The following is a 22533-nucleotide window of genomic DNA, read 5'->3' on the forward strand; positions in this document are numbered from 1 at the left end:
CCGTGGCCGGCGGAGACGTTGTCCAGGACGATATCCGGGCGGGCGCTGTCCAACCGCCGGGCGTGGGGGGCTTCGGGCAGGTCCGTCTGGGCCTCCAGCAGGTCGGCCACGCGTTCGCCGGAGGCGGTGGCGCGGGCGATCCGGCCAATCTGTTTTGCCACGTCCTTCAACGGTTTCATGCCCGTCTTGAGGTACATCAGGAATATCACCAGGTCGCCCGGGGTGATCGCGTGCTCCAGCACGCGCCAGCCGCCGCCGGCCAGGACAACCGCCGTCGCAATGCCGATGAGCACGTCGGTGCGCCGCTCCAGCCCGGCCGCGAGCCGCAGCGCCGCGACGCCTGTCCCCAGGGTTGCCTGGTTGCTGCTGCGGAAGCCTGAGCTGATGGTGTCCTCCAGGCCGTAGGCCTGGACCTCGCGGATGGCACCGAGGGTCTGTGCCGCCGTCGTGGCCAGATGCCCCTCCCCCTTGCGGGAGTTGCCGGCCGCCGCGGTGATCTGGCCTGAGCTGGCGCGGGACAGGAGGACGAAGGCGCCGCCGGCCAGGACCACCACCAACGAGAGCAGGGGATCCAGCCAGAGCAGGATTCCGATCATCGCCACCAGAGTGGCCATATTGCCCATGAGCGGCAGCCCGGCGGTGATGGCCACGTCCTGCAGCCGGGAGACGTCGCCCACCAGCCGCTGCACCGTGTCGCCGGTGGAGGCGCGGGTGTGGTGGCGCATGGACAGGCTTTGGACATGGCGGAAGGCCTGTGCCCTCAGGTCTGCGGCCACCCTTGAACCGATGAGGGCGAAGCAGATGGCGGACCAGTAGTTGGAGATGGCGCGCCCGATGCTGATGGCTACCACCGCCGCCCCGCACAGGATGAGTGTCTGCACGCTGGCGTCCATGGTGGGGCCGGGCTTGTGCAGTGTGGCACCGAGGGCGCGGGATACGGCGTCGACCACCAGCTTGAGGGGCCACGGTTCCACCAGACGGAAAATCACGTCGAACGCCAGCCCGACGAACCCGCCCGCCATGAGGAGGCGATGGCCCCGCAGGTGCGGCCGCACGCAACGCAACGTGCGCCGAAGCCCCGATTCCGGCTGCGGCGGGGCAGGATCCCGCTGGCGCCGGGATGGCCGCCCCTGCTTCTGCGCGGCGGCCTGCTGCGCGGCGGCGGCCGGCTGCCGCGACGGCTGCGCCCGGTGGGCGTGCGCGCTCATCATGCCACCTCCTGGCGGAGCGGCAGCTCCGCGGTGATGCGGGACAGCACACCGTCCCAGCTGTAGCGGCCGACGGCGGCGGCCCTCGCCTGCGTGCCCAGACGTTCCCGCAGCGCCGCGTCCGCACCCAGGCGCCGGAGGGCTGCGGCGAAAGCAGACGCGTCACCCGGCGGGACGAGCAGCCCGGTTCGCCCGTCCTCCACGATGGACGGGATCTGGCCCACCGCCGTGGCCACGATCGGCATGCCGGCGGCCAGGTACTCGTATACCTTCAGCGGGGAAAAGTAGTCGTCCCGGCCGGGCACCGGCTGCGGGTACGGCGCAGCGGCGGCGTCGCATCCGTGGAGCAGTCCGGGGACGGCGTCCGGGGGCACGGCGCCGGTGAACTCGGCCTCCACGCCCAGCCCGGCTGCCGCCCGTTCGAGGTCTTTCCTGCCGGGGCCGTCGCCAATGATCTTCACAGTCCAGCGGTCGGCGCGCGCCAACGGTCCGGCGTCGCCCGCCGCACCTAGGGGCCCACCATCAGCGTTGGCCAGCGCCACCGCCGTGAGCAGGGCGGGGACACCGTGCCAGGGTTTCAGCGTGCCGACGAATCCCACGGTGAGCCGGTGCGGGTGGCCCCGGCCGCGCGGCCGGGGACCGATCCGCTCAGTGTTGACACCGTTCGGTGCCAGCAGCGTTTTGGCGCCCGGCACCCGGCGCTCCAGCCAGCGCACCACGGGCTCCGAGACAGAGGCCACAGTGTCCGCGGCCAGGGCGTTGCGGCGCAGCACGGTCTCGGCCAGCCGGACGTCAAACAGCTGCCTGTAGTGCTGCTGCTCCTCGATCAGCGGCGCATTGACCTCCAGCGCAGCCGGGACTCCGAGGCTTTCAACGGCCACGGCAAGGGCAGGGCTGAACAGTGAGTAGCGTTCGTAGACCACGTCGCAGCCGTCGCGGACCACCGACTCGGCCAGCGCCGCTGCAGCTTCCCCGATGGCGCGCTCCCGCTCCTCCCCGGCACCGGGCTTCTCCCTGTCCACGCGGCGGGGCGGGAGTTCGACGACGGCGAGATCCGCCAGGTCTGCCGGCCGATCGGTGCCGGCGCGGGTGCAGTAGACCGTGACGTCTGCCCCGGCCCGGCGCCAGGCCCGCACGATCTCCTGCACATGGACCGAGGAACCCTTGCTGCCGAAGACGGGAACACCGGGGTCGGCGCAGACGTAGGCGACGCGCATCAGGCAACCCTCCTTTCCTCCAGCGACAGGGCCCGGAGCGCCTCCGCCTGCCGCCGCACGTCGTAGTCCCTCTCGATCAGGGCGCGCGCGTTGCGGGCCAGCGCTACCCGGTCCGTGGCAGGAGAGCTGATGCGGCGGATGGCCTGCGCCAGCAGATGAGGCTGGCCGGGCCGGGTCAGGATTCCCGTGTGCCCGTTGCGCACCGCCTCCGGAATGCCGGTGACGGAGGTGGAGATGCAGGGAACGCCTGCGGCCATGGCCTCCAGCAGGACCGTGGGCATGCCGTCGGCGTTGCCGTCCAAGCCCACGACGCAGGGCGCAATGAAGGCATCGGCCGAGTCCAGCAGCTCGTGGACCTGGTCCTGGGTCTGTGGACCGAGCAGCCGCACATGCCGGTCCAGCCCGAGCTGTTCGATCGTGCATTCCAGCTGCTCGGCCAACACGCCTGTGCCGGCGATCCTCAGGTCCAGCGGAAAACCCTGCGACACCAGCTCCGCTGCGGCAGGCAGCAGGTGCTGGAACCCTTTCTTTTCCACAAGGCGCCCCACCGCGGCCACCCGCACTGTGGAGCCGATGGGACCGGGGTCCCGGTACGGAAAGCGCTCCAGTTCCAAACCGTTCCGCACCAGGTGGAGGCGGGAAGTGACGTCCGGGAAGCGGCGCTGCAGAAAGCGCAGGTTGTACTCGCTGATGGTCACGGCGTGGTGGGCCTGGGCGAACTTGGTCCGGAGGTCCTCGGCCACGGTTTCAACGAAGATGTCCACGGCGTGCGCCGTGAAGGAATAGGGGATGCCGGTGATGGCGGAGGCCAGCCTCGCCACGCTGGTCGGCGTGGACGCGAAGTGGACGTGCAGATGCCGGATGTTGCGCTTTTGCAGGGCAACGGCGAGGTTGATGGCCTGAAGCGCATCGTTTGGGTCAGTTGTGGCCAGTTCCGCGAAAACCCGGGACACCGCCGGGGCGAGACCGGCGGCTTCCGCGGCGCGGAAGGTCTCCCATACGCGCTCGGCGCTTTTGGGCCGGCCAATAAGGGTCACGGACGCCTTGACGCGTGCCAGCTCGGGATGGAACCGCTGGTCGTTGCAGGGGCGCAGGGAGAAGATTTCGATCCTGTCCCCGGCGGCCTCGCGCGCCAGGATCTCCGACACGATGAACGTCTCGGAAAACCGCGGATACATCTTGAGGATGTACGCGATGGCCGGTTCAGACGGCAGCATGGGCGGCACCTTCCCGTTCGCTGCGGTCATGTGCGCCCGCGGCCCGTGCACCGGTCGCCGGGGATACGGGCGCCTGCAGCACCGGCTGCAGCAGTTCGGCCGCCAGTTGCGGCACGCGGACCAGCCCGTCGAGCCGGGCCTTCCGCCGGTCTACCCGGGTGCCCAGCCGGCCGGCCAGCCAGCCGGAGAGGATCTCAGGGGTGAGTGTGCCGATCTCGTGATAATCCAGGTAACCCGCGGAGGCCAGGGAGGCGGCCCGGATCCGCTGCTCGGACCGCGCCCGTGTGCGCGGCACGATCAGGGCAGGAACGTTGGTGCTCATGATTTCGCAGACGGTGTTGTAGCCACCCATGGACACAATGGCCCGGGCCCCGGCCAGATGGGGCACCATGTCATCGAGCCGCTCCACAATCCTGACCCCCGGGACTGCCCGCCGCCGCAGGTCCAAGAGCTGGTCTGCCGGCATCTGGGGTCCGGCGACGACCAGGTGTCCCATGCCCGGCGGCAGGTCCGCCGCCGCTGCCACGGCTGCGAGTGCGTGCCCGTCAGCCCCGCCGCCCACCGTCGTCAGGAAGTAGGGGACCGGCATGGTGACATGGCCCGGTCCTGCAGGCCTGCCGGCCGCGAGGTAACCGGTGTAGCGGACAAGTTTTCCTACGGACAGCGGTATTTCCCCGGCGGCGAGCGGATCATGCACAGCGGGGTCACCGTAGACCCAGATGGCGTCAAACAGGTCGTTCACGAGGGGAGCGCCGCCCTCCCGCTCCCACTCGGCGATGGCTGCCTCCGGCGCATCCAGGATTTCGCGCAGTCCCAGAACGGTGCGGACGGGCCCGGCGGAGCGGACCCGGCGCAGTGCCGCTTCGAGTTCGTGATGGATTCCGGTGGCGTGGCGGTCCACCACCACCAGGTTGGGGAGGAAGCCGCCCAGCACAGATTCGAGCAGGCCGGCCCGGAGCGACACGAGGTCCTGCATGGGCACGGTGAGGCTGCGGGGCTGGTAGCCGGCCGGGCTCTTATCCACCCCGGGCAGGATGACCCAGTCCCAGCCTGCCGGAACGTCGAACCCGGAGGCTAAAGCGGTGCCGGAAATGAGGATGCCGGTGACGTTGCGGCCCGTCAGGTAGGGAAGCTGGTTCGTCAGGGCGTGGGCCAGCGCGAGATTGCGCCGCACGTGACCGAGACCCAGAGAGTCGTGTGAATAAAGAACAATTCTTAAGTGGTCCATGTGGGCCCCCATAGCCTGCCGGTTCTCGGTGAGAATAATTGTTGCGGCAAGCCTCAACGAAGACTTTGTTGGGAATGGAAGAGTATTAAGGAACTCTCATTTATGTCCGGGCGCGGCGCATTTCTGCCGCGACTGTTACGAAATCAAGTTGTGCTGGCCCGGCGCGGGCGCTGGGCCAAAGGATGTTTGCGTGTGTCCCCCGACGCTGGGGGAATGAAGATGAATCCCACGTTGCCACCGCGGGCCGTGCAGGTCAATCCTCAAATTAAGCGAATAATTTCCGGCATTTACGGCACCAAATGGACAAAAACGACGGCGGGTTGTCCCGCCGCCGTTTTCGGCTTATTGCCGCCATGCCGCCGTCGAAATAAATGCCCGACGGCGGCATGTGCGTTTCCGGCGCTGCGCCGGTGTTGCGCTGGCGTCAGTGCTGGCCGGAGGTCCCGCCCAGGGGCGGGACGGTGCCGGGCCCGCCGTCTTCCGGCTCGGCCCGGTGCGCGGCGCTCCGGGTGTCGCTCGCCGCTGTCTCGTCCGAGTCGCCCTCGTCGTCGATCAGTCCGTTGGTCTGGTCGAACGGATGGGCGATGTTCTCGTCCGTCAGCGCCGAGCCGGGGCCAGCCGCTGTTCCAGTGGCGGCATTCCCGCCGGTAACGGTTCCGCTGACGGTGTCCGCCGCGGTTCCGCCGGAGAAGCCCGGGGTGTCGGTCGTGTCCGTAACAGCGGTGGGATCGGTGGCAACCCCGGGCGTGAAGTCCTGGTCGGCGGCCGGATCGACATCCGCGTCCTTGCTGCCGGCAGCAACTGCGGCTGCGGCGCCTGCCGCAGCCGCCACCCCGGCCGCTGCGGCAACCTTGCCTGAGATTCCGGCCTTGCCGCTGTCCCCGAGTGACCCGGCCGCGTGCTCAACCCCCGGCGTGCCCACCGAACCGCCTTCGTTGACGGAGCCCCGCCAGGCTCCGCTGGCGTAGCGTTCGTCCTCGATGAATGCCTTGAACCTCTTAAGGTCGGCCTCGGCCTGGTGCTCCACGACGTGCAGCTTGTCGCCGATCTTCTCCACGAGCCCCTCGGGTTCGTAGTCGATGAACAGCCTGATGGAGGTCTGCCCGCCGCCCACGTCCTCAAACTCCACCGAGCCGGCGTTGGTGGCCCCCTCCGTGGCGGCCCAGGCAACCTTCTGGTCGGGCTTCTGCTCGAGGATCCTTGCCTCCCACTTCCGCTTCACGCCTGCGATCTCGGCCACCCATTCGAGGCGGTCGTCGCTGAGCTGCGTCACCTTCTTGACGCCGCCCATGAAGTGCGGAAAGTCTTCGAACTGGGTCCACTGGTTGTATGCCGTGCTGACCGGCACGTTCACCAGAATGCGCTTCTCAACCCTCGTGCTCATAGTGTCTCCTTCGTCGAAGTGAACAGGTGATGGTCCGCAATAAGCGAAGTCATCAGCATGCTTACTATATCTTCGACGGCGGAGCGGGGCTAGGGCCGGCCGGGCCGGACCGCGTTGTTGAGGGGTGGAAATGTGAAGCCTCCGCGCGAATCAAAGGACTCAAGCGCGGAGGCTTCCAGCACTCCATTTATTTGGGGGGGAAAGAGGAGAGCTTGCACCAATGTACAGCGGGCGGGGCCCTGGGGAAGGCCAATTTGGCCATTTCGGCAATTCTTGACTAAACCTTGAGTGGCCGTTGCGAATCGACGGCGTCAACCAGTTTGGCGAGCACGTCGGCCGGGTGTCCGCCGGCGTCGATCTCCACCATGTCCGCATACTCGGGCTGTGCGCGGTAGGCGTTCCGCAGGGCGGACAGGTCGGCCACGGATTCCTCATCCGTGCCGCGCGCCAGGATCCGCCGGTGAGCTGTTTCGGGGCTCACTTCCAGGTGGAGGACCAGATCCGGGGCCGGCAGGGTCCGGAGCAGCCAGGGGAGAAGCCGGCCGCGGGGCAGGTCCTTTGCTCCGCGCAGTGCCAGCTGGCAGTGAAGGTGGCGGTCCATGACCACGGGACCCTCGAAGCAGTGTGCCCTGGCGTGCGACACCAGCACGTTGAATACCCGCATGGTGGTTTCCGCCGCATCGGCGAGGCGGTTGGGCAGCCGGACGCCGAGTCGGGCACCGATCAGCGACATCCGCCGCCGGCCTGCATAGTTGCTCAGCAAAAGTGCGTCTTCGCCATCCGCCCGGGCCGCGGCAGCCAGGGAACGGGCCGCCGTCGTCTTTCCCGAGCCGTCGATTCCGGTCAGGACAATGAGCATGTGACCTCCTTCCGTCCCCCTGTCCAACGGCCGGGGGCCGGGCAATGTTGCCGCTTTGAGGCGCACGTCACGTTGTTGGTTCTGCCCGCGGCGGTGTCACACCCCAAAACGTACGACGGCGGGCCCGCCGGATCTTGCAGCGATCCTGCCGGAATGTTGTGCCATTCTTGAGCGTCGCGGAGGACAGTATTGCGCAGGGGCCGTGCAGAAGCGCCGCGGCCCCGCAAGAAAACCCCGATACGAAGATCACCTTCGGATCACCCACGAAGACCACCGACTGGGACGGGCGGGCGCAATGGGGCACCGGCCCGTCCCCGGCAGTTTCTTCGCTGGGTGGTCCTACTGCGGCAAGGTCAGCCCTGGCGGGCCTTCATTCTGGGGTTCGACTTGTTGATGATGAACGTCCTGCCGCGGCGGCGGACCACCTGGGCTCCCGGAATCTTCTTCAGTGCGCGCAGCGAATTCCGTACTTTCATTAGTTACTCCTTATTGTGGGGTGTCCCGGACTGGACTGGGGTATGCCGGGAATCAGTGTTGCCGGGCAAGGTCAAAAGGATCGCTCAGGCTTCCGGTGCCGGCGGCCAGTTCCGCATCAGTTAGCTGGCAGGACGCCAAAAGCCGGCCGATCTCCTCTGCGTCCAGGTCGTCGCCTGTGGCCGCGAGCCAGGTCCCGCGGCCCCCGAAGCTGGAATGCCAGCCGGGGCTCGGGCCGAAGTGCTCTAAGGGTCCGGCCGAGGGCAGTGATGGCTCGCCGCCGGGCCATGGCCCGGTGTTCTCCAGCCAGATGCGCGGACCAATGCCATGAACCGCGATGCGGCAGTCCGGGGCCGTGGCGATCCAGAGCTGGCCGCGGAGCCAGCAGCATCCGGCGGCCATGGCGGCCAGCGCGTGGCGGAACCTTTCCGGGTGAAGCGGGCGCCGGATCCGCTGGATGACGGTGGTGAATGGCGCAGTGGACGGGTCTGCGGGGACACTCACGGTTCCGGGCAGGGTCCTGCCGACGGCCTGCGCATAGTCGTGCCGCCCAGCGCGGATGCCGGCGGCCTCCTCGGCGATGTCGGCGTGGGGTGCCAGTTCGCGGAGCAGCTGGAGCCCGCGGGCGCGCGCTTCGGGGGCAACGGGAACAAGGTCGGGATCGGCAGCAAGCACGGTATCGCAGAACGAAAGCTCGCCTATCAGGAACTCGCCGGGCGTCCGCTCGTCCACCGGGACGGGTGTGAAGCCCGACTCGAATAGTGTGTGGTGATCCCAGATGGGGTCCTCCACGCTGTCCGGGGCGCAGGCGAAAATGGCCGAACTGACGCCGCAATCCAGCCCGAGCGCCCCTCTTAAAGCGCTGATCGCCGTCCCCGCCTCGACGCCCGATGGCAGGCCCACAATAATGTGCTGCTCGCCCCGCGCCAGCAGTTGTTCGACGGCGGGCACCAGGTCGAGACGCACTGTGCAGCCCAGGCAGTTATGCTCCAGGACTGTCTCGTGCCGCTCGACAGCCCCGGCCGGGCCGAGGGTCCGGCGAATAACAGTTCCGTTCTCCAGAAGGTCGAGGACGATGACGGCGGCCGCGGGATAGATGGCAGCCAGCGCTTCGCAGGCTTGCTGACGGCAAAGGGCATCCAGGGAGCTGACGACGGTGAGGTTCATGCCTCCAGCATAATGAGAATGGTTCTCATCTGCAATGCTGCTCCGTTGGTTCCAGCGCCTTCCGGCACAGCGGGCCGGCCCCGGGCGGGCCGGAAGGACCTGGCGCCGGACTACAGGAGGACGCTGCCCCGGATCACCGTGCGGCTGGTGCCGCCCACCCAGATGCTGCCACCTTCGCTGGTGATGGTGAGCCGTCCGCCGCGGCCCAGGGCAGTGCCCTGGCTGACGGTGTAGTTGCCGTCCGCCACCCCCGAGCCGATCAGCCACTGGGCGAGGCCTGCGTTCAGGCTGCCCGTGACGGGGTCTTCGGAAATGTCCAGTCCCGGAACGAAGCCGCGCACTTCAAAGTCCGCCGGGCCGCCGTCCCCGTAGGCGCCGATGACGCCAACGTTCAGCTTTCCCATGGCGACGAAATCCGGTGTCAGATCGAGTACCTGGCGGGCCGAGGCCAGCCGGATTCCCAGCCAGCCCGGCCCGTTGTCCACCCAGTTGCTGTCCAGGACCTGCTCCGGACCGATGCCCAAGCTCGCGATGGCCCGCTCCAGCAGGTCGGGTTCCACGGGCCCGGAGCGGCGCAGCGGCGGGGCCTCGAAGAACTGTTCGCCGGCGGTCTGACTGATCTTAACGAGCCCCACCTCGCATTCCTGCACGAGTTCGCCGGAGCGACGCGGCTGGCCGCCGTTCTCCAGCCATGCATGCGCGGAGCCAAGGGTGGGGTGGCCGGCGAAGGGGAGCTCGGACGCGGGCGTGAAGATCCGCAGCCGGTAGTCCGCCTCCGGCCGTGTCGGTTTGAGCAGGAAGGTGGTTTCGGAGAGGTTGGTCCAGTTGGCGAAGCTCTGCATCTGCTCGGCGGTCAGGGCGTCAGCGTGATGAACGACGGCGACCGGGTTGCCGGGCTTTGGCCCCGGGGCAAAGACGTCGACTTGCGAAAAGGGGTATTCATTCATGCTGGTCATTATGCCTCCGCGGGTTCACGAGGCGTGGCGAGCCCGTCCATCACCTCGACGCCGGGCAGCTTGCGGAGTTCGGCCGGGTCGAGGACGATCTTGCTGGACCTGTTGCCGCCGCCCATCACCACCCGCGGCACGTCCATCACGGCCCGGTCCACGTACACGGGCAGCCCGACAATGCCGGGCACCGTGACGCCGCCCACCAGCATGCCGGTCAGCGCGGTGGTGGTCCCGGCGTCGGCGAAGGAGGCCCGCTTGACGCCTAGCAGGGCACGGACGGAGCGGTTCACGTCCAGCCGGGTGGTACCCAGGACCACGCACACCGCATACCGGGCCGGTTCCACCTTCTTGGAGGCGACCAGGATGGTGTTGGCCGCCTGCTCCAGGCTGAAGCCGTAGTGCTCGCAGAACTCCGCCGTGTCCGCCAGTTCGGGCGAACATTCCAGGACCTCGTGGGCCACGCCGTGGGCGGCCAGGGCCTGGGCCACGGCGGGCAGGAGGAGCGTGTCACTCACAGGAGTTCTCCTTTAAGGGCGCCATCTCTAAGGGCACCGTCCGCGCCGGAAGCTGCCGGCACGGGATAGGCGGGTGCGCCGCGGCGCAGCAGGAAGAACCGGTTGGACGCGGGAAGCCACATGAGCGTAGCCCCGGCCAGCGTCAGGACCAGGCCGGCAAGGATCAACGCCGTGAGATCTACGGGTGCGCCGAGCGCCGACAGGGCTGCGGCGACACTGAGAAGAATGCGGGCCCAGCGGGCGCCGTGCAGCAAGTGCTGGGCTGCCAGGACCTGCAGCGCGGTCAGCGGGACGGCGAAGGCCACGAGATAGGGCACGGCCCAGTCCGGGATCGACTGGCCAAAGTCGACGCCCGCCACCTCCAAAATGACAGGCATCATGCCGGCCACCACGGCGCTGGCCACCCAGCACGCTGCCGAGAACCGGACAACGGGCGGTATGTTTCCGGGCTCGCCAAAGCCCAACTGCTGATCGCTCAATGAAGTCCCCATTCTTCAATTTGCGGTGCCTAATTTACGGTGTTTCCGGATTCCCGGCGATGGCCCCAGCCTACAGGCTGTCCCAAGCCGCCGGACGTACACTGGCCTTCCCACCACTTCGAGGACCTGCTGCAAGGGTGCATCTGGATGCTTTGGAAGCTTCTTGTCCGGTACCTGCAGCCGCAACGGCGGCTGCTGATCGCCGTCGTCGTTTTTCAGCTGGCGCAGTCTGTTGCCTCCCTGTATCTCCCCACCCTGAACGCGGACATCATCGACCTGGGCGTGGCCACGGGGGACACCGGCTACATCCTGCGGGTCGGCAGCCTCATGCTGTTCATCACCCTGCTGCAGATCGCGTGCGCCGTGACGGCCGTGTACTTCGGCGCCAAGGCGGCGATGGGGATGGGCCGGGACCTGCGCGGGGCGATCTTCACCCGGGTGGGCGGCTTCTCCGAGCAGGAGGTCACCCGGTTCGGCCCTGCCAGCCTCATCACGCGGTCCACGAACGACGTCCAGCAGGTGCAGCAGCTGGTGCTGATGTCCGCCACGCTGATGGTGGCCGCGCCCATGCTCAGCATCGGCGGCGTGGTGATGGCCGTGCGGCAGGATGCCCAGCTGTCGTGGCTGATCGCTGTGAGCGTGCCGGCGCTGCTGCTCGGCGTCGGGCTGATCGTGAGCCGGATGGTGCCGCTGTTCCGCCTGATGCAGCTGCGGATCGACGCCGTCAACAGGGTGCTCCGCGAGCAGCTCGCCGGCATCCGGGTGGTGCGGGCGTTTGTGCGCGAAGACCTGGAAACCGGCCGGTTTGCGGGCGCCAACGCGGACGTCACGGACACGGCGCTGCGGGCGGGGCGGCTGATGGCGCTCGCGTTTCCCGTGGTGATGCTGGTCCTGAACGTGTCCAGCGTGGCGGTGATCTGGTTCGGGTCCTTCCGGATCGAGGACGGCTCCATGCAGGTGGGCACGCTGGTGGCGTTCCTCAGCTACCTGCTGCAGATCCTGATGTCCGTCATGATGGCCACCTTCATGGCCGTGATGATCCCCCGCGCGGCCGTCTCGGCGGACCGGATCGGCGAGGTGCTGGAGACGGAGTCGTCCGTCCGGCCGCCGGCGCACCCGGTGCATTTCACCGACGATGCTTCCCGCAGCACCGCCCGCGGCGAGCTGGAAATGCGCGACGTCGGCTTCGCCTACCCGGGTGCCGAACGGCCGGTCCTCAGCGGCGTCAGCTTCACCGCCGCCGCGGGCAGGACGACGGCGGTGATCGGCAGCACGGGCTCGGGGAAGACCACCCTGGTGAACCTGATGCCGCGGCTCTTCGATGCCACGTCCGGGGCTGTGCTGATGGGCGGCGTGGACGTGCGGGAGCTGCACCCGGACCTGCTGTGGGGGCACATCGGCCTGGTGCCGCAGCGGCCGTACCTGTTCTCCGGGACCGTGCGGAGCAACCTGCTGTACGGCAAGCCGGACGCCACCGAGGAGGAGCTGTGGCACGCGCTGGCCACCGCGCAGGCCGAGGACTTCGTGCGGGAAATGGAGGGCGGGCTGGACGCGCCCGTCTCGCAGGGCGGCACAAACGTCTCCGGCGGGCAGCGGCAGCGGCTGGCGATCGCCCGGGCCCTGGTGAAGCGGCCCGAGCTGTACATCTTTGACGACTCGTTTTCCTCGCTGGACACCGCCACCGACGCCCGGCTCCGGCAGGCGCTGCGGCGGGACACCGCGGGGGCCACGCTGGTGATCATCGCCCAGCGCGTCTCCAGCATCGTGGACGCGGACCAGATTCTGGTGCTCGACGGCGGCAGGATCGTCGGGCGCGGAACGCACCGCGAGCTGCTGGAGACGTCGGAGACCTACCGCGAGATCGTGTCCTCCCAGCTGGCGGCGGAGGAGGCGGCATGAGCACAGCCCGCGGCACCCGGCCTCCTGCCGGAACCCGGCAGGCCGACGTCGTACGCATTCCCCGGCCGACGGGCGGGCCGGGACGCGGCGGACCGTTCGCCGGGATGAATGTCCCGGCAGAGAAGGCGCTGAACTTCGGGACGTCAGCCCGGCGGCTGCTGGGGGAGCTTCGCCCCGAGCGGGCCTGGCTGGCGCTGGTACTGGCGCTCGCCGTCGTAAGCGTTGCGTTTTCGGTGACCGGGCCGCGGCTGCTGGGCGAGGGCACCAACCTGATCTTCGCCGGCGTCGTGTCCAAAAACCTGCCGGCCGGGGCGAGCAAGGAGCAGGTGATCGCCGGGCTGCGGGCGTCCGGGCGGGATTCGCAGGCGGACATGCTGGGAGCGATGACGCTGACGCCGGGGGCGGGGATTGACTTTGCGGCGCTCGCGAACGTGCTGCTGTGGGCACTGGCGCTGTATGTGCTGGCGTCGGCGTTCGGCTGGATCCAGGCCTACGTGCTCAACGGCGTGGTGCAGCGGACCGTGTACCGGCTGCGTGAGCGGATCGAGGCGAAGATCCACCGGCTGCCGCTGCGCTACTTCGACTCCATCCAGCGCGGCGAGCTGCTCAGCCGGGTGACGAACGACGTGGACAACATTTCGCAGAGCCTGCAGCAGTCGATCAGCCAGGCCGTCACGTCACTGCTCACGGTGCTGGGCGTGCTGGTGATGATGTTCCTGCTCTCGCCGGTGCTGGCGCTGATTGCCCTGGTGACGGTGCCGCTGACACTGGTGACGACGGCGCTGATCGCCAAGCGCTCGCAGAAGCTGTTCGTGGCGCAGTGGAAGCACACGGGGGAGCTGAACGGGCAGATCGAGGAGACCTACACGGGGCACGCGCTGGTGAAGGTGTTCGGCCGGCAAAGGGAGGTGGAGGAGCGGTTCCGGGAGAAGAATGCGGAGCTGTTCGAGGCGAGCTTCGGGGCGCAGTTCATTTCCGGCCTGATCATGCCGGCGCTGACGTTCATCGGGAACCTGGTGTACGTGGGGATCGCCGTGGTGGGCGGACTGCAGGTGGCCTCCGGGGCGATGCAGTTGGGCGACGTGCAGGCGTTCATCCAGTACTCGCGGCAGTTCACCCAGCCGCTGGCGCAGCTGGGTTCGATGGCCAACCTGCTGCAGTCCGGGGTGGCGTCCGCCGAGCGGGTGTTCGAGCTGCTGGACACGGAGGAGCAGTCCGCTGATCCGGATTCCGGCCGTGTGGCGTCCGGCAGTTCGTTCGACGGCGGGCGGGGCCGGCTGGTGTTCGAGAACGTCTCGTTCTCCTACTCGCCGGACAAGCCGCTGATCTCTTCCCTGTCTTTGGTCGCCGAGCCCGGGCAGACGGTGGCAATTGTGGGGCCCACCGGGGCCGGCAAGACCACCCTGGTGAACCTGATGATGCGGTTCTACGAGCTGGATGCGGGCCGGATAACGCTCGACGGCGTGGACGTCACCGCTGTTCCCCGGCGCGAGCTGCGCTCGCGGATGGGCATGGTGCTGCAGGATACGTGGTTGTTCGGTGGCACCATCCGGGACAACATCGCCTACGGCCGGCCCTCGGCTTCCGAGGAGGAGATTCTGGAGGCGGCGCGGGCGACCTACGTGGACCGGTTCGTGCGTGCCCTGCCGGAGGGGTACGACACGGTGCTCGAGGACGAGGGCTCCAATGTCTCGGCCGGCGAGAAGCAGCTGCTGACGATTGCCCGGGCGTTCCTCTCCCGGCCGTCGGTTCTGATCCTGGACGAGGCCACGAGCTCGGTGGACACCCGCACCGAGCTGCTGGTGCAGAAGGCGATGAGCGCGCTGCGGTCGGACCGGACAAGTTTCGTGATCGCGCACCGCCTCTCCACGATCCGCGACGCCGACCTCATCCTGGTGATGGAGGCCGGGCAGATCGTGGAGCAGGGGACTCATGCTTCGCTTTTGGCTGCGGGCGGGGCCTACGCACGCCTGTACGAGGCGCAGTTCGCGGCGCCGGCGGCGGAGGTATAAGGCTCTGTGCGAGCGGCCACTTGGGTCCCGGCGTCAGCGTCGCCGGCGCTGTTCCTGGTGCGCCTGTGCTACGAAGTGCTCAACCCGGCGGTCCGGAACGAGCCAGATCAGGGCCACCACGGTGTAGACCGCAACTCCGAGCAAGGGATGCAGCGCGCTCAGCGCAAGGCCCGCCAAATAGATCAGCGGGGACGTCTTGCCCTTCCAGTCCCTGCCGACGGCCCGGGCGAGGGCACCGTCCCTGCCCTGCTGGCGGATCAGGGTCTGCTGCAGGATGTAGTAGGCGATGGCCGCGCAGAGGAGGTTGATCCCGTACACCAGAACCGGGACCAGCAGGAACCCGGATTCGTCCATCCACCGGGTGCTGAACGGGAAGAGCGAGAGCCAGAACAACAGGTGCAGGTTCGCCCAGAGGATCCCGCCGTTGACCCTGTCGGCCAGGTGGATCATGTGGTGGTGGTTGTTCCAGTAGATGCCTACGTACACGAAACTGAGCAGGTAGCTGAGGAAGGTGGGCAGCACCTCGGCCAGCCCCTGCCAGCTCGGTTCGTGCGGCACACGCAGTTCCAGCACCATGATGGTGATGACGATGGCCAGCACGCCGTCGCTGAATGCCTCGAGCCGGTTCTTGTTCACAGCGGTCCCTCCTCAGCGCATCATCCCAAGCTCCTGCCCGGCGGCCAATACCCGTTAGGGAGAAAGTCTGGGCTCGGTGAGGAAGCGGACGACGGCGGGACCTTCCCGCCGTCGACCGCTTTCCGTTCGCTGATCGTTTGCCGTTCAAGCGCCCCCAGCGGGGACCGCTGGCCGGGTCAGGCGGAAACCTGGGTGCTGGACCCGCGGCCCGTTACCGTTCCCAGACCCTTGGCATCCGTGCCCGCTTCGCTGCTCATCAGCAGCGCCCGGCGCGCGGAAGCGACGTGATGCCGCATGGCTGCGCCCGCGGCTTCCGGGTTGCGGGTCTGGAGCGCGTACAGGATGGCCCGGTGCTCATTGAGCGCGTCCCGCCGCGGATCCTTGCGGGTCAGGCTCCTGTACTGCCGCATGACGAGCGCATACAGCAGCTGGTCCGTGAAGCCCGACAGCGTGGGCTGGCGGGCGGCGTCGCGGACCAGCTTGTGGAACTGACGGTTCAGCCTGGAGTACTCAGCTTCCTGGCGGTCGTACTCCGCGCTGGCCATCTGCTCGCAGATCGCCCCGAGCTCATCGAGCTCCACGTCGGTGGCCCGCTCGGCGGCTTTGGCTGCCAAGGCCGATTCCAGGATCTCGCGGGCCTCGAGAATTTCCACCGCTTCTTCCACGGTGAAGATCCTTGTCCGCACGCCGCGGTGGGGTTCGCTGGTGAGGTAGCCCTCCGACACGAGCCGGGCGGTGACAGAGCGCACGGTTCCACGCGAGACGTCCAACAGGCTGGTCAGCTCCGCGTCGGTCAGGCGTACGTTCGGTTTGAAATGACCCGAAATGATGAGGTTCCGCAGATCGTCGTAGGCCTGGTTGGACCGGGTGGAGGCCAGATCAGCGGTGACCGGTGTTAGCTCGCTCATGTGCTGTGACCCTTCCGTGCTACACATGGCGAATTTATCAGGTCGTGGCCAGCGCGGGGTAAAGACGCCTGGTGGTGCTACTGAAAATGCCGGAGCGGTTCTCCGCGGACACCAGGCTCAAGACCCGTTCCGCCAGGGCGCGCAACTCATCCAGAGGCTGTTCGGCTGCCGGGCAGTTCGAGCCCCAGCCGATCCGGTCCGCGCCGAATGCCTCGATCACGGGGTCCAGGAAGTCCCGCGCCCTGTCCCCGATATCGTCAAGGCCCTCCAGTGTGCGGTGCGTCAATTTCAGGTGAAGCCCGGAATGACCGGCCAGTGCTGTGAGGTCGTTGGCGGCTTTCGTGGGCGAGGTGCGCACGTCCGGATACCCACAGTGGTCCAGGAGAATCGTGGCGTTGGGGTGGCGCGAGAGCAGGTCTTTGAGGACCGGTGCGGTGTCGTCACCGAGCCGGAGCTGCAGGCAGACCGGGACCTGTTCCTGGCCCGCAGCCGCCCAGAATTCGTCCGTCGCTTCGTCCGCGAACCACATGCCCTGCTCGGAAACCGTGCTGCCGGTGGTAAACAGCCGGACCCCGGCCAAACCGCGTTCGACGCCGGCCCGCAGCCGCCCGCCGGCGTCGGCCGCCAGCGGGTCGAATGTTCCGACGGCAACGAATCTGTCTGGCCAGCGGGCTGCCGAGTCGAGAACGTAGCTGTTGTCATAGCCGTAGGCGGTGGTGGCCTGCACGAGGACGGCCTGGGCGATGCCGGTCTGGTCCATGCGTTCGAGGAGCTGTTCCGCCGTGACGGGGCGTTCACTGGCCCAGACGGACTGGTGGCCGCCCAGCGGTGCCCGGGGGTAGGTGTCCGTGTCGGACGCGAGGATGTGGCAATGGCTGTCGACGATGTCCATGTGTCTCCTTCTTGGGTCGTGGTTGTTCAGCAGTCTGCGTAAGTGCCGGGTGCGAAGATCGGGTCGCCCGGGTTTCCCTCCGTGAGGCCCTGGTCCCGGCTGAAGCGCTGCAGCGCTTCGATGCTTGCCTTGTTGCTTTCGAGTCCGTACGGAATCGGGTCCGCGCCGATCATGCGTCCCTGCTTGGCCAGGCGCGGCAGCGCGGCCCAGGCGTGGTCCTCGTCCAGGTGCAGTTGCTTGCTCTGCGCGAAGGCGGCGTAGAGCTTAGACGGCAGGCTGGGATCCTTTTCTACCAGTTCATTGCGGACAACAATCACCGAGTGCAGCGGGTAGATGCCCGTGCGAAGGTATGAATCCCGCTCAATGATGTCGCTGTCCGGGAACAGGGGATAGGTCTCACCGTTCTGGGTGACGGGGGTAGCCGATTCCCAGCCGGCGGTGGGTGCACCCGCCCGTCCCGTGCCCGCGTTGCCGGTGAAGGCGGCGTCCACCTCGCCGGCAAGGAGCAGCGAACCCAGTGACCGCCCGTCTGTGACCCGTTCCGCATTGGAGGGCACCTTGCCCTCAACGTGGTCATCGTCGTCGATGACCCACGTGATCGATTTCAGATCCACCCCGTAGTCCTCGTCTAGAATGCCGCGGCCCCACACGCCGGTGCTCACCGAGTATGCCCGGACGCCAACGCGGCGGCCCTCAAGATCGGTTGGCACCACGACGCCGGATCCCGGCGCGCACTGAAGGTCACCGTGGTGGAACCGCCGGTTGAGGAAGACCGGTATCGCGGTGATCGGCACCCCGGCTTCGCGAGCCATCAGGTACGAGACCGGGGCCAGCTCGCATACGTCGAACTCCAGGTCGCGGATCATCCTGCGATAGGCCGCGATGATCGGCTTGACCTCGATTGGCTTGACCACGTAGCCCTCGACGGCCGCGGGGCCGTCGAGAACGGCCGCTGAATGAGGATAGTCGCCCAAGGCGACGGTTAGATGTTCCACCAAGACCTCCATTGATTGTTGGACAATACGATCACTGTAGCACGCGCGGCACCGAGCGCCAGAGCCCTCGTGAAATCACTGATTTGTTCTAAAAACTCCAGTGATCAAGCGGATGGCGTCTGTTCTGGGCAATAAATTGTGGCCCCCTTCACAACTTCGCCAACATAGTGCTACCGTCAATGTTGTTATACAAAACGAGTCACGGTCGCTTCTCAAGCCCACATTCCGCCACTGACGGCAGGCCTGGCCTCTGACAAGGACCGTCTACTGAACCGGAGCCCTTCTTGATCACCATCACCCAGCGCGTATCAGTTCCCCATCCGCCGGACGTTGTCTGGAGCGTCCTCTCCGATCCCCACAAAGTGGTGGGCTGCATCGACGGCTCCCGCTTGGGCGAATTCCACGACGACGGCAGCTTTGATGCCCTGATGGCCGTCCGCTTCGCAGCCATCAAGGTCTCGTTCAAGGCCCGGGCAAACCTGGTCCTTGACGAGGACGCCCGGACCGGGCGGCTTGAGGCGAAAGGCAGCGACAGCCGGGGTTCAACCCGCGTCCAGGGCCACGCCGACTACAGCGTCCAGTCTGCTGCAGATGGATCTGTCGTCATCCTTGACGGCCAGATCGACATCGGGGGAGCACTTGCCTCGCTGATTACGACCGGCGCCTCGATCGTCGTCGACCGAATGACCAAATCGTTCAGCGAGAGCCTCATCAGCACATGCGCGCGGCTCGATCCGAACACCGCAGGCCTCCAGGAGGCCGGCACTGAGCGCAAACCGCGTCTTGGGAACTTGTTCCGGGGTGCCGGTGCGCGGGTGGGAAGCTCCACGGAAGGAAGTGGAAACTGATGAGACTCAACCGCATCATCGACAAGTTTGAAAAGGGCGAACGGGTCTTCGCCACCTTCGCCTCGCCCGACCCCGCCGGAGCGGTCGCAGTCCGCGACGCCGGCTACGATGCGCTGCTGTTTGAGGCAGAGCACAAGCCGTGGGACGTTCCTCAGCTCAAGGACGCCATGCAGTACCTGCTTGACCGCCGGCAGGTGTTCGACGCCGACAGCCTGGCGCCGAGGACCACCCCCTTGGTCAGGGTTCCGCCCAATGGCGGGGAACGGTCACAATGGCACGCCAAGCAGGCCCTTGATCTGGGGGCTTACGGCATCGTGTGGCCTCACGTGGACACCGTGGGCGATGCGCGCAACGCCGTGGCTGCATGCCGGTACCCCAGCATCAACCAGGACGAGAGCCGTGAACCCTTTGGCCTGCGCGGTGACAGCCCCGCCTGGGCCGCGCGTTACTGGGGCGTGCCGGTGGGTGAATACTACGAACTCGCGGACGTCTGGCCGCTCGCGCCGCAGGGGGAGATCCTGGTGGGGCTCATGATCGAAAGCGTCCGGGCAGTCGAAAACCTCGACGCAATCCTTGAACAGGTCCCCGGCGTAGGTCTGATCCTCGTCGGGGAAGGCGACCTGAGCCAGGAGCTGGGCGTGCCGCGCCAGTTTGAGCACCCGACCGTGCAGGCCCACCGTGACCGGATCGTCGAGGTCTGCAAGGCCCGGGGAGTCCCCGTCGGCCACCCGCACGTCACCGAAAAGAATGTCGACGAGGTCCTGGAAAAGGGATACGAGTTCCTGATGACCGCCCCGGTGGTGACCTACCCCGGTCTGGTCCGCGGCCGAAACCTCGCCGACGCGGCTGCAGCCGGCACCGCCCGATAACCAGGAGAGCAGAACAAGACCATGTACATCGACATACACGCGCATTTCACCACCGTTCCCGACGCCCTCAAGACCTGGCGTGACCGCCAGATCGCCGAGATCGAGCAGCACGGCCGCCACCTCCCAGCCGACGGCGTCGAAATCTCCGACGACGAGATCGCCGCGGCGCTCACGGAAGGTCAGCTCGCGCTCCAGGCCCAGCACGGCATCGACCTGGCACTGCTGTCACCCATCGCCGGCAAGATGGCGCACCACTACGGCGACCAGGAGACCAGCCTCACCTGGAGCCGGCTGGCCAACGACACCGTGTACCGCGCCTCGGTGCTCTTTCCGGACAGCTTCGCCAACGTGTGCCAGCTCCCCCAGTCACCCGGCGGCGACATCCAGGCCTCCGTCGAGGAACTGCGCCGCTGCGTCGAGGAGCTCGGCTTCGTCGGCGCCAACCTCAACCCGGATCCCTCCGACGGCTACTGGCAGGCCCCCGCGATCACGGACAAGTACTACTACCCGCTCTATGAGGCGATGGTGGAGCTTGGCGTGCCGGCCATGGTGCATTCCTCGATGTCGGCCAACCCTGCCGTGCACGGAACCTGTGCTCACTATCTCAACGGCGACACCACGGCGTTCATGCAGCTGGTCCAGTCCGACCTGTTCCGGGATTTCCCCGATTTGAAGCTGATCCTGCCGCACGGAGGCGGCGCGGCCCCCTACCACTGGGGCCGTTACCAGGGGGTCATGCACGATCAGGGCCGCGGCGACCTGGCCGACATCATCGGGGACAACCTCTACTTCGACACCTGCGTTTACGGCTCGCGCGGGCTTCAGCTCCTGATCGACACCGTCCCGACCAAGAACATCCTGTTCGCCTCCGAGATGATCGGGGCCGTCCGCGGCGTCGACCCCGAAACCGGCCACCGCTACGACGACACCCGCTTCCTGCTCGACTCGTTGGACTTCGCGGATCAGGCCCAGCTGGAGTCCATCGCTGCGGGCAACGCCCTGGGAGTATTCCCGCGGCTGCGCCAGCGGCTCGAGGAACGAGGACAAATTCCACCCGCAACCGGCACTCCGGTTGGCGCCACTACGGCCGCACACTGACGAGGAGCAACCATGACAAAGGTCTATGAAGCACTGGCGGACGCATTTATCGCCGAAGGAACCACGCACATCTTTGGCATGACCGGCGACGCCAACATGCACTGGATGTACGCCATGGCCGAGCGCGGGGCGACGCTGTTCGAGGCCCGCCACGAGGGCTCCGGGCTGGCCATGGCCGACGGCTGGGCGCGAGGGGCGCAGAAACCGGGAGTGGCATCGACCACGAGTGGGCCCGGCGTCACCCAGCTCGCCACCAGCCTTGTGTGCGCCAGCCGCGCCAGGACGCCCCTGGTGATCTTCAGCGGCGAAGTCGCGCTGGGAGACCTGGGGGCTACGCAGTATCTCGACCAGGCAAAATTCGCCGAAGGCGTTGAGTGCGGATTCGTCCAGGTCTCGTCCCCGACGCGCGCCCAGGAAGCTGTCCAGCGGGCCTTCTGGCTGGCCCGGACCACATCCCGGCCGGTGATGGTCAGCGCGCCCACCAATGTTCAGCAGGCAGAATTCGACGGCGCACCCGTCTACATTCCCTCGACCGCGCTGATCGACAACGCCCTGGCACAGCCTGCACCCGAGCGCATCGACGAGGCCGTCAGGATCCTGGCCGAAAGCGAAAGGGTGGTGGTTCTTGTGGGCAAGGGCGCACGCGCCGCCGACGTCGGGGACCTGGTCCTTGCGCTGCAAAACAAGACCAACGCCCTGATCGCCACGACGCTCCAGACGAAAAACTGGCTGCGCGACCGCACGGACTATTTCGCGGGCATCTCCGGCCTGTACGGCACGGCCACGGCCCACGAACTCCTGCAGGAAGCCGACTGCCTCATCGCTGTCGGGGCCAGCCTGAACCACTTCACCACCGAGCACGGCTACCTGTACCCGACGGCCAGGATCATCCACCTCGACCACGCCGAGCAGGTGGTCACCGGAACCGGCCAGCCCGTGGACTGTTATGTCCGGGGCGACGCCCGCCCGTCCCTGGAAGCGATCGTGAAGGCACTGCCGGACACCCCGGAACACGGCGGCGGCTACCACACGCCGAACATCGCCGCAGCCCTCCGCACGGCCGACGCCCTCAAGGAAGACTTCCACCACGAAGACGGCCGCCTGGATCCCCGCGAGGTGATCCTTGCACTCGACCGCCTGGCACCCGCGGAGCTGCCGCTCGTGATGGGCAGCGGCCATCAGACCGACTTCGGCACCATGCTCTTTACGCGTCCGCGCGAAATCGTCTCGAACTACGGCCTCTTCGGAGCGATCGGCCAGGCTCCGCTGCTCACGATGGGATGGAGCGTCGGCCGCGGGGAGAAGCCCACGTTCGTGGTTGAAGGCGACGCCAGCTTCATCATGCACCTCGCGGAGTTCGACACCGCCTGCCGATACAAGTGGCCCGTCCTGGTTGTTGTCATGAACGACGAGGCGCTCGGAGCGGAATTCCACAAGTCGGGGGCACACGGACTGAACCCTGAACTTACCGCCATCCCGTGCCCGGACCTCGGCGCCGCTGCGGTGGCCCTTGGAGGACGCGGATCACAGGTGCGCACCATCGCCGAGCTCGAGGCCGCCGTGCAGGAGTTCATCGCAAACCCGGCGCCCACCGTCATCGATGTCCGCATCACCCGCGAAGTCATCAGCATCCCTTACCGGCGTCTGTGGCACGCGGAGGAAGTATGAGAAAGGAAAA

General features: G+C 67.4%; 21 protein-coding genes. 6 read left to right on the forward strand and 15 right to left on the reverse strand.

Annotated features, from left to right (window positions below; translation table 11 throughout):
* The 11 genes from ACFQ50_RS19220 to ACFQ50_RS19270 form a co-directional block, all read right to left on the reverse strand.
* Positions 1–1211, reverse strand: a 1211-nt coding sequence (locus tag ACFQ50_RS19220) for an ABC transporter ATP-binding protein (protein ID WP_377997234.1), incomplete at its 3' end; no start/stop codon positions are given.
* Positions 1208–2425: a glycosyltransferase family 4 protein gene (locus tag ACFQ50_RS19225; protein ID WP_377997235.1), complete on the reverse strand. Its 1218-nt coding sequence runs from the start codon at positions 2423–2425 to the stop codon at positions 1208–1210. The genes ACFQ50_RS19220 and ACFQ50_RS19225, both read right to left, overlap by 4 nt.
* Complete coding sequence (locus ACFQ50_RS19230) at positions 2425–3642, reverse strand: glycosyltransferase family 4 protein (protein ID WP_377997236.1); 1218 nt, start codon at positions 3640–3642, stop codon at positions 2425–2427. The genes ACFQ50_RS19225 and ACFQ50_RS19230 overlap by 1 nt, the downstream gene beginning before the upstream one ends.
* On the reverse strand, positions 3629–4816 hold the full coding sequence (locus ACFQ50_RS19235) for a glycosyltransferase family protein (RefSeq protein ID WP_377997237.1): 1188 nt from the start codon (positions 4814–4816) through the stop codon (positions 3629–3631). The genes ACFQ50_RS19230 and ACFQ50_RS19235 overlap by 14 nt, the downstream gene beginning before the upstream one ends.
* 478 nt (positions 4817–5294) lie before the next feature.
* The gene (locus ACFQ50_RS19240; protein WP_377997238.1) at positions 5295–6254 is read right to left on the reverse strand and encodes an SRPBCC family protein; all 960 of its coding nucleotides are present in this window, start codon (positions 6252–6254) and stop codon (positions 5295–5297) included.
* A 277-nt stretch (positions 6255–6531) separates the two neighbouring features.
* Positions 6532–7113: an AAA family ATPase gene (locus ACFQ50_RS19245; RefSeq protein ID WP_377997239.1), complete on the reverse strand. Its 582-nt coding sequence runs from the start codon at positions 7111–7113 to the stop codon at positions 6532–6534.
* A 353-nt stretch (positions 7114–7466) separates the two neighbouring features.
* Positions 7467–7589 carry a type B 50S ribosomal protein L36 gene (ykgO, locus tag ACFQ50_RS19250; RefSeq protein WP_377997240.1) on the reverse strand — a complete coding sequence of 41 codons (123 nt, stop codon included), beginning with the start codon at positions 7587–7589 and terminating at the stop codon, positions 7467–7469.
* Positions 7590–7641: 52 nt separating this feature from the next.
* Positions 7642–8754, reverse strand: coding sequence for a GTP-binding protein (locus ACFQ50_RS19255; RefSeq protein WP_377997241.1), 1113 nt, complete (start codon positions 8752–8754; stop codon positions 7642–7644).
* Between the two features lie 110 nt (positions 8755–8864).
* On the reverse strand, positions 8865–9701 hold the full coding sequence (locus ACFQ50_RS19260; RefSeq protein WP_377997267.1) for a PhzF family phenazine biosynthesis protein: 837 nt from the start codon (positions 9699–9701) through the stop codon (positions 8865–8867).
* An 8-nt stretch (positions 9702–9709) separates the two neighbouring features.
* The gene (locus ACFQ50_RS19265) at positions 9710–10219 is read right to left on the reverse strand and encodes a YbaK/EbsC family protein (protein ID WP_377997242.1); all 510 of its coding nucleotides are present in this window, start codon (positions 10217–10219) and stop codon (positions 9710–9712) included.
* Positions 10216–10698, reverse strand: a complete 483-nt coding sequence (locus tag ACFQ50_RS19270; RefSeq protein ID WP_377997243.1) for a hypothetical protein — start codon at positions 10696–10698, stop codon at positions 10216–10218. The genes ACFQ50_RS19265 and ACFQ50_RS19270 overlap by 4 nt, the downstream gene beginning before the upstream one ends.
* Positions 10699–10845: 147 nt before the next feature.
* Here ACFQ50_RS19270 and ACFQ50_RS19275 point away from each other — a divergent pair, with 147 nt between their 5' ends.
* Together ACFQ50_RS19275 and ACFQ50_RS19280 are read left to right on the forward strand one after the other, a co-directional pair.
* Positions 10846–12597, forward strand: coding sequence for an ABC transporter ATP-binding protein (locus ACFQ50_RS19275; RefSeq protein ID WP_377997244.1), 1752 nt, complete (start codon positions 10846–10848; stop codon positions 12595–12597).
* Positions 12594–14609, forward strand: coding sequence for an ABC transporter ATP-binding protein (locus ACFQ50_RS19280; RefSeq protein WP_377997245.1), 2016 nt, complete (start codon positions 12594–12596; stop codon positions 14607–14609). Before ACFQ50_RS19275 ends, ACFQ50_RS19280 begins: the two co-directional genes overlap by 4 nt.
* Before the next feature lie 33 nt (positions 14610–14642).
* On the opposite strand, the gene ACFQ50_RS19285 is transcribed toward ACFQ50_RS19280, so the two are convergent.
* The 4 genes from ACFQ50_RS19285 to ACFQ50_RS19300 all read right to left on the reverse strand — a co-directional run bounded on the left by ACFQ50_RS19285 (position 14643) and on the right by ACFQ50_RS19300 (position 18040).
* Positions 14643–15245 carry a TMEM175 family protein gene (locus tag ACFQ50_RS19285; RefSeq protein ID WP_377997246.1) on the reverse strand — a complete coding sequence of 201 codons (603 nt, stop codon included), beginning with the start codon at positions 15243–15245 and terminating at the stop codon, positions 14643–14645.
* Positions 15246–15421: 176 nt separating this feature from the next.
* On the reverse strand, positions 15422–16153 hold the full coding sequence (locus tag ACFQ50_RS19290) for a GntR family transcriptional regulator (RefSeq protein ID WP_377997247.1): 732 nt from the start codon (positions 16151–16153) through the stop codon (positions 15422–15424).
* A gap of 37 nt (positions 16154–16190) precedes the next feature.
* Positions 16191–17045, reverse strand: coding sequence for an amidohydrolase family protein (locus ACFQ50_RS19295; protein ID WP_377997248.1), 855 nt, complete (start codon positions 17043–17045; stop codon positions 16191–16193).
* 26 nt (positions 17046–17071) lie between these two features.
* Positions 17072–18040: a hypothetical protein gene (locus ACFQ50_RS19300; protein ID WP_377997249.1), complete on the reverse strand. Its 969-nt coding sequence runs from the start codon at positions 18038–18040 to the stop codon at positions 17072–17074.
* Positions 18041–18324: 284 nt separating this feature from the next.
* On the opposite strand from ACFQ50_RS19300, the gene ACFQ50_RS19305 reads away from it, so the two are divergent.
* From ACFQ50_RS19305 to ACFQ50_RS19320, 4 genes are read left to right on the forward strand one after another with little or no spacing between them, the layout of a single operon-like run.
* Positions 18325–18888, forward strand: coding sequence for an SRPBCC domain-containing protein (locus ACFQ50_RS19305; RefSeq protein ID WP_377997250.1), 564 nt, complete (start codon positions 18325–18327; stop codon positions 18886–18888).
* On the forward strand, positions 18888–19757 hold the full coding sequence (locus ACFQ50_RS19310) for an HpcH/HpaI aldolase/citrate lyase family protein (RefSeq protein WP_377997251.1): 870 nt from the start codon (positions 18888–18890) through the stop codon (positions 19755–19757). The genes ACFQ50_RS19305 and ACFQ50_RS19310 overlap by 1 nt, the downstream gene beginning before the upstream one ends.
* A gap of 21 nt (positions 19758–19778) precedes the next feature.
* A complete protein-coding gene (locus ACFQ50_RS19315; protein ID WP_377997252.1) occupies positions 19779–20855 on the forward strand; it encodes an amidohydrolase family protein in 1077 nt (358 codons plus the stop codon).
* Between the two features lie 12 nt (positions 20856–20867).
* The gene (locus ACFQ50_RS19320; RefSeq protein WP_377997253.1) at positions 20868–22523 is read left to right on the forward strand and encodes a thiamine pyrophosphate-binding protein; all 1656 of its coding nucleotides are present in this window, start codon (positions 20868–20870) and stop codon (positions 22521–22523) included.
* The last annotated feature ends 10 nt before the right edge of the window (positions 22524–22533 follow it).

Origin of the sequence: Arthrobacter sp. NPDC056493 (assembly GCF_042795115.1) — a bacterium.
Lineage (GTDB): Bacteria > Actinomycetota > Actinomycetes > Actinomycetales > Micrococcaceae > Arthrobacter.

Excerpts from the sequence above, each read along its gene's own strand:
- ACFQ50_RS19225 (WP_377997235.1), bottom strand. The coding sequence starts at position 2,425 with ATGCGCGTCGCCTACGTCTGCGCCGACCCCGGTGTTCCCGTCTTCGGC.
- ACFQ50_RS19230 (WP_377997236.1), bottom strand. The coding sequence starts at position 3,642 with ATGCTGCCGTCTGAACCGGCCATCGCGTACATCCTCAAGATGTATCCG.
- ACFQ50_RS19240 (WP_377997238.1), bottom strand. The coding sequence starts at position 6,254 with ATGAGCACGAGGGTTGAGAAGCGCATTCTGGTGAACGTGCCGGTCAGC.
- ACFQ50_RS19245 (WP_377997239.1), bottom strand. The coding sequence starts at position 7,113 with ATGCTCATTGTCCTGACCGGAATCGACGGCTCGGGAAAGACGACGGCG.
- ykgO (WP_377997240.1), bottom strand. The coding sequence starts at position 7,589 with ATGAAAGTACGGAATTCGCTGCGCGCACTGAAGAAGATTCCGGGAGCC.
- ACFQ50_RS19255 (WP_377997241.1), bottom strand. The coding sequence starts at position 8,754 with ATGAACCTCACCGTCGTCAGCTCCCTGGATGCCCTTTGCCGTCAGCAA.
- ACFQ50_RS19260 (WP_377997267.1), bottom strand. The coding sequence starts at position 9,701 with ATGAATGAATACCCCTTTTCGCAAGTCGACGTCTTTGCCCCGGGGCCA.
- ACFQ50_RS19275 (WP_377997244.1), top strand. The coding sequence starts at position 10,846 with ATGCTTTGGAAGCTTCTTGTCCGGTACCTGCAGCCGCAACGGCGGCTG.
- ACFQ50_RS19280 (WP_377997245.1), top strand. The coding sequence starts at position 12,594 with ATGAGCACAGCCCGCGGCACCCGGCCTCCTGCCGGAACCCGGCAGGCC.
- ACFQ50_RS19290 (WP_377997247.1), bottom strand. The coding sequence starts at position 16,153 with ATGAGCGAGCTAACACCGGTCACCGCTGATCTGGCCTCCACCCGGTCC.
- ACFQ50_RS19295 (WP_377997248.1), bottom strand. The coding sequence starts at position 17,045 with ATGGACATCGTCGACAGCCATTGCCACATCCTCGCGTCCGACACGGAC.
- ACFQ50_RS19310 (WP_377997251.1), top strand. The coding sequence starts at position 18,888 with ATGAGACTCAACCGCATCATCGACAAGTTTGAAAAGGGCGAACGGGTC.
- ACFQ50_RS19315 (WP_377997252.1), top strand. The coding sequence starts at position 19,779 with ATGTACATCGACATACACGCGCATTTCACCACCGTTCCCGACGCCCTC.
- ACFQ50_RS19320 (WP_377997253.1), top strand. The coding sequence starts at position 20,868 with ATGACAAAGGTCTATGAAGCACTGGCGGACGCATTTATCGCCGAAGGA.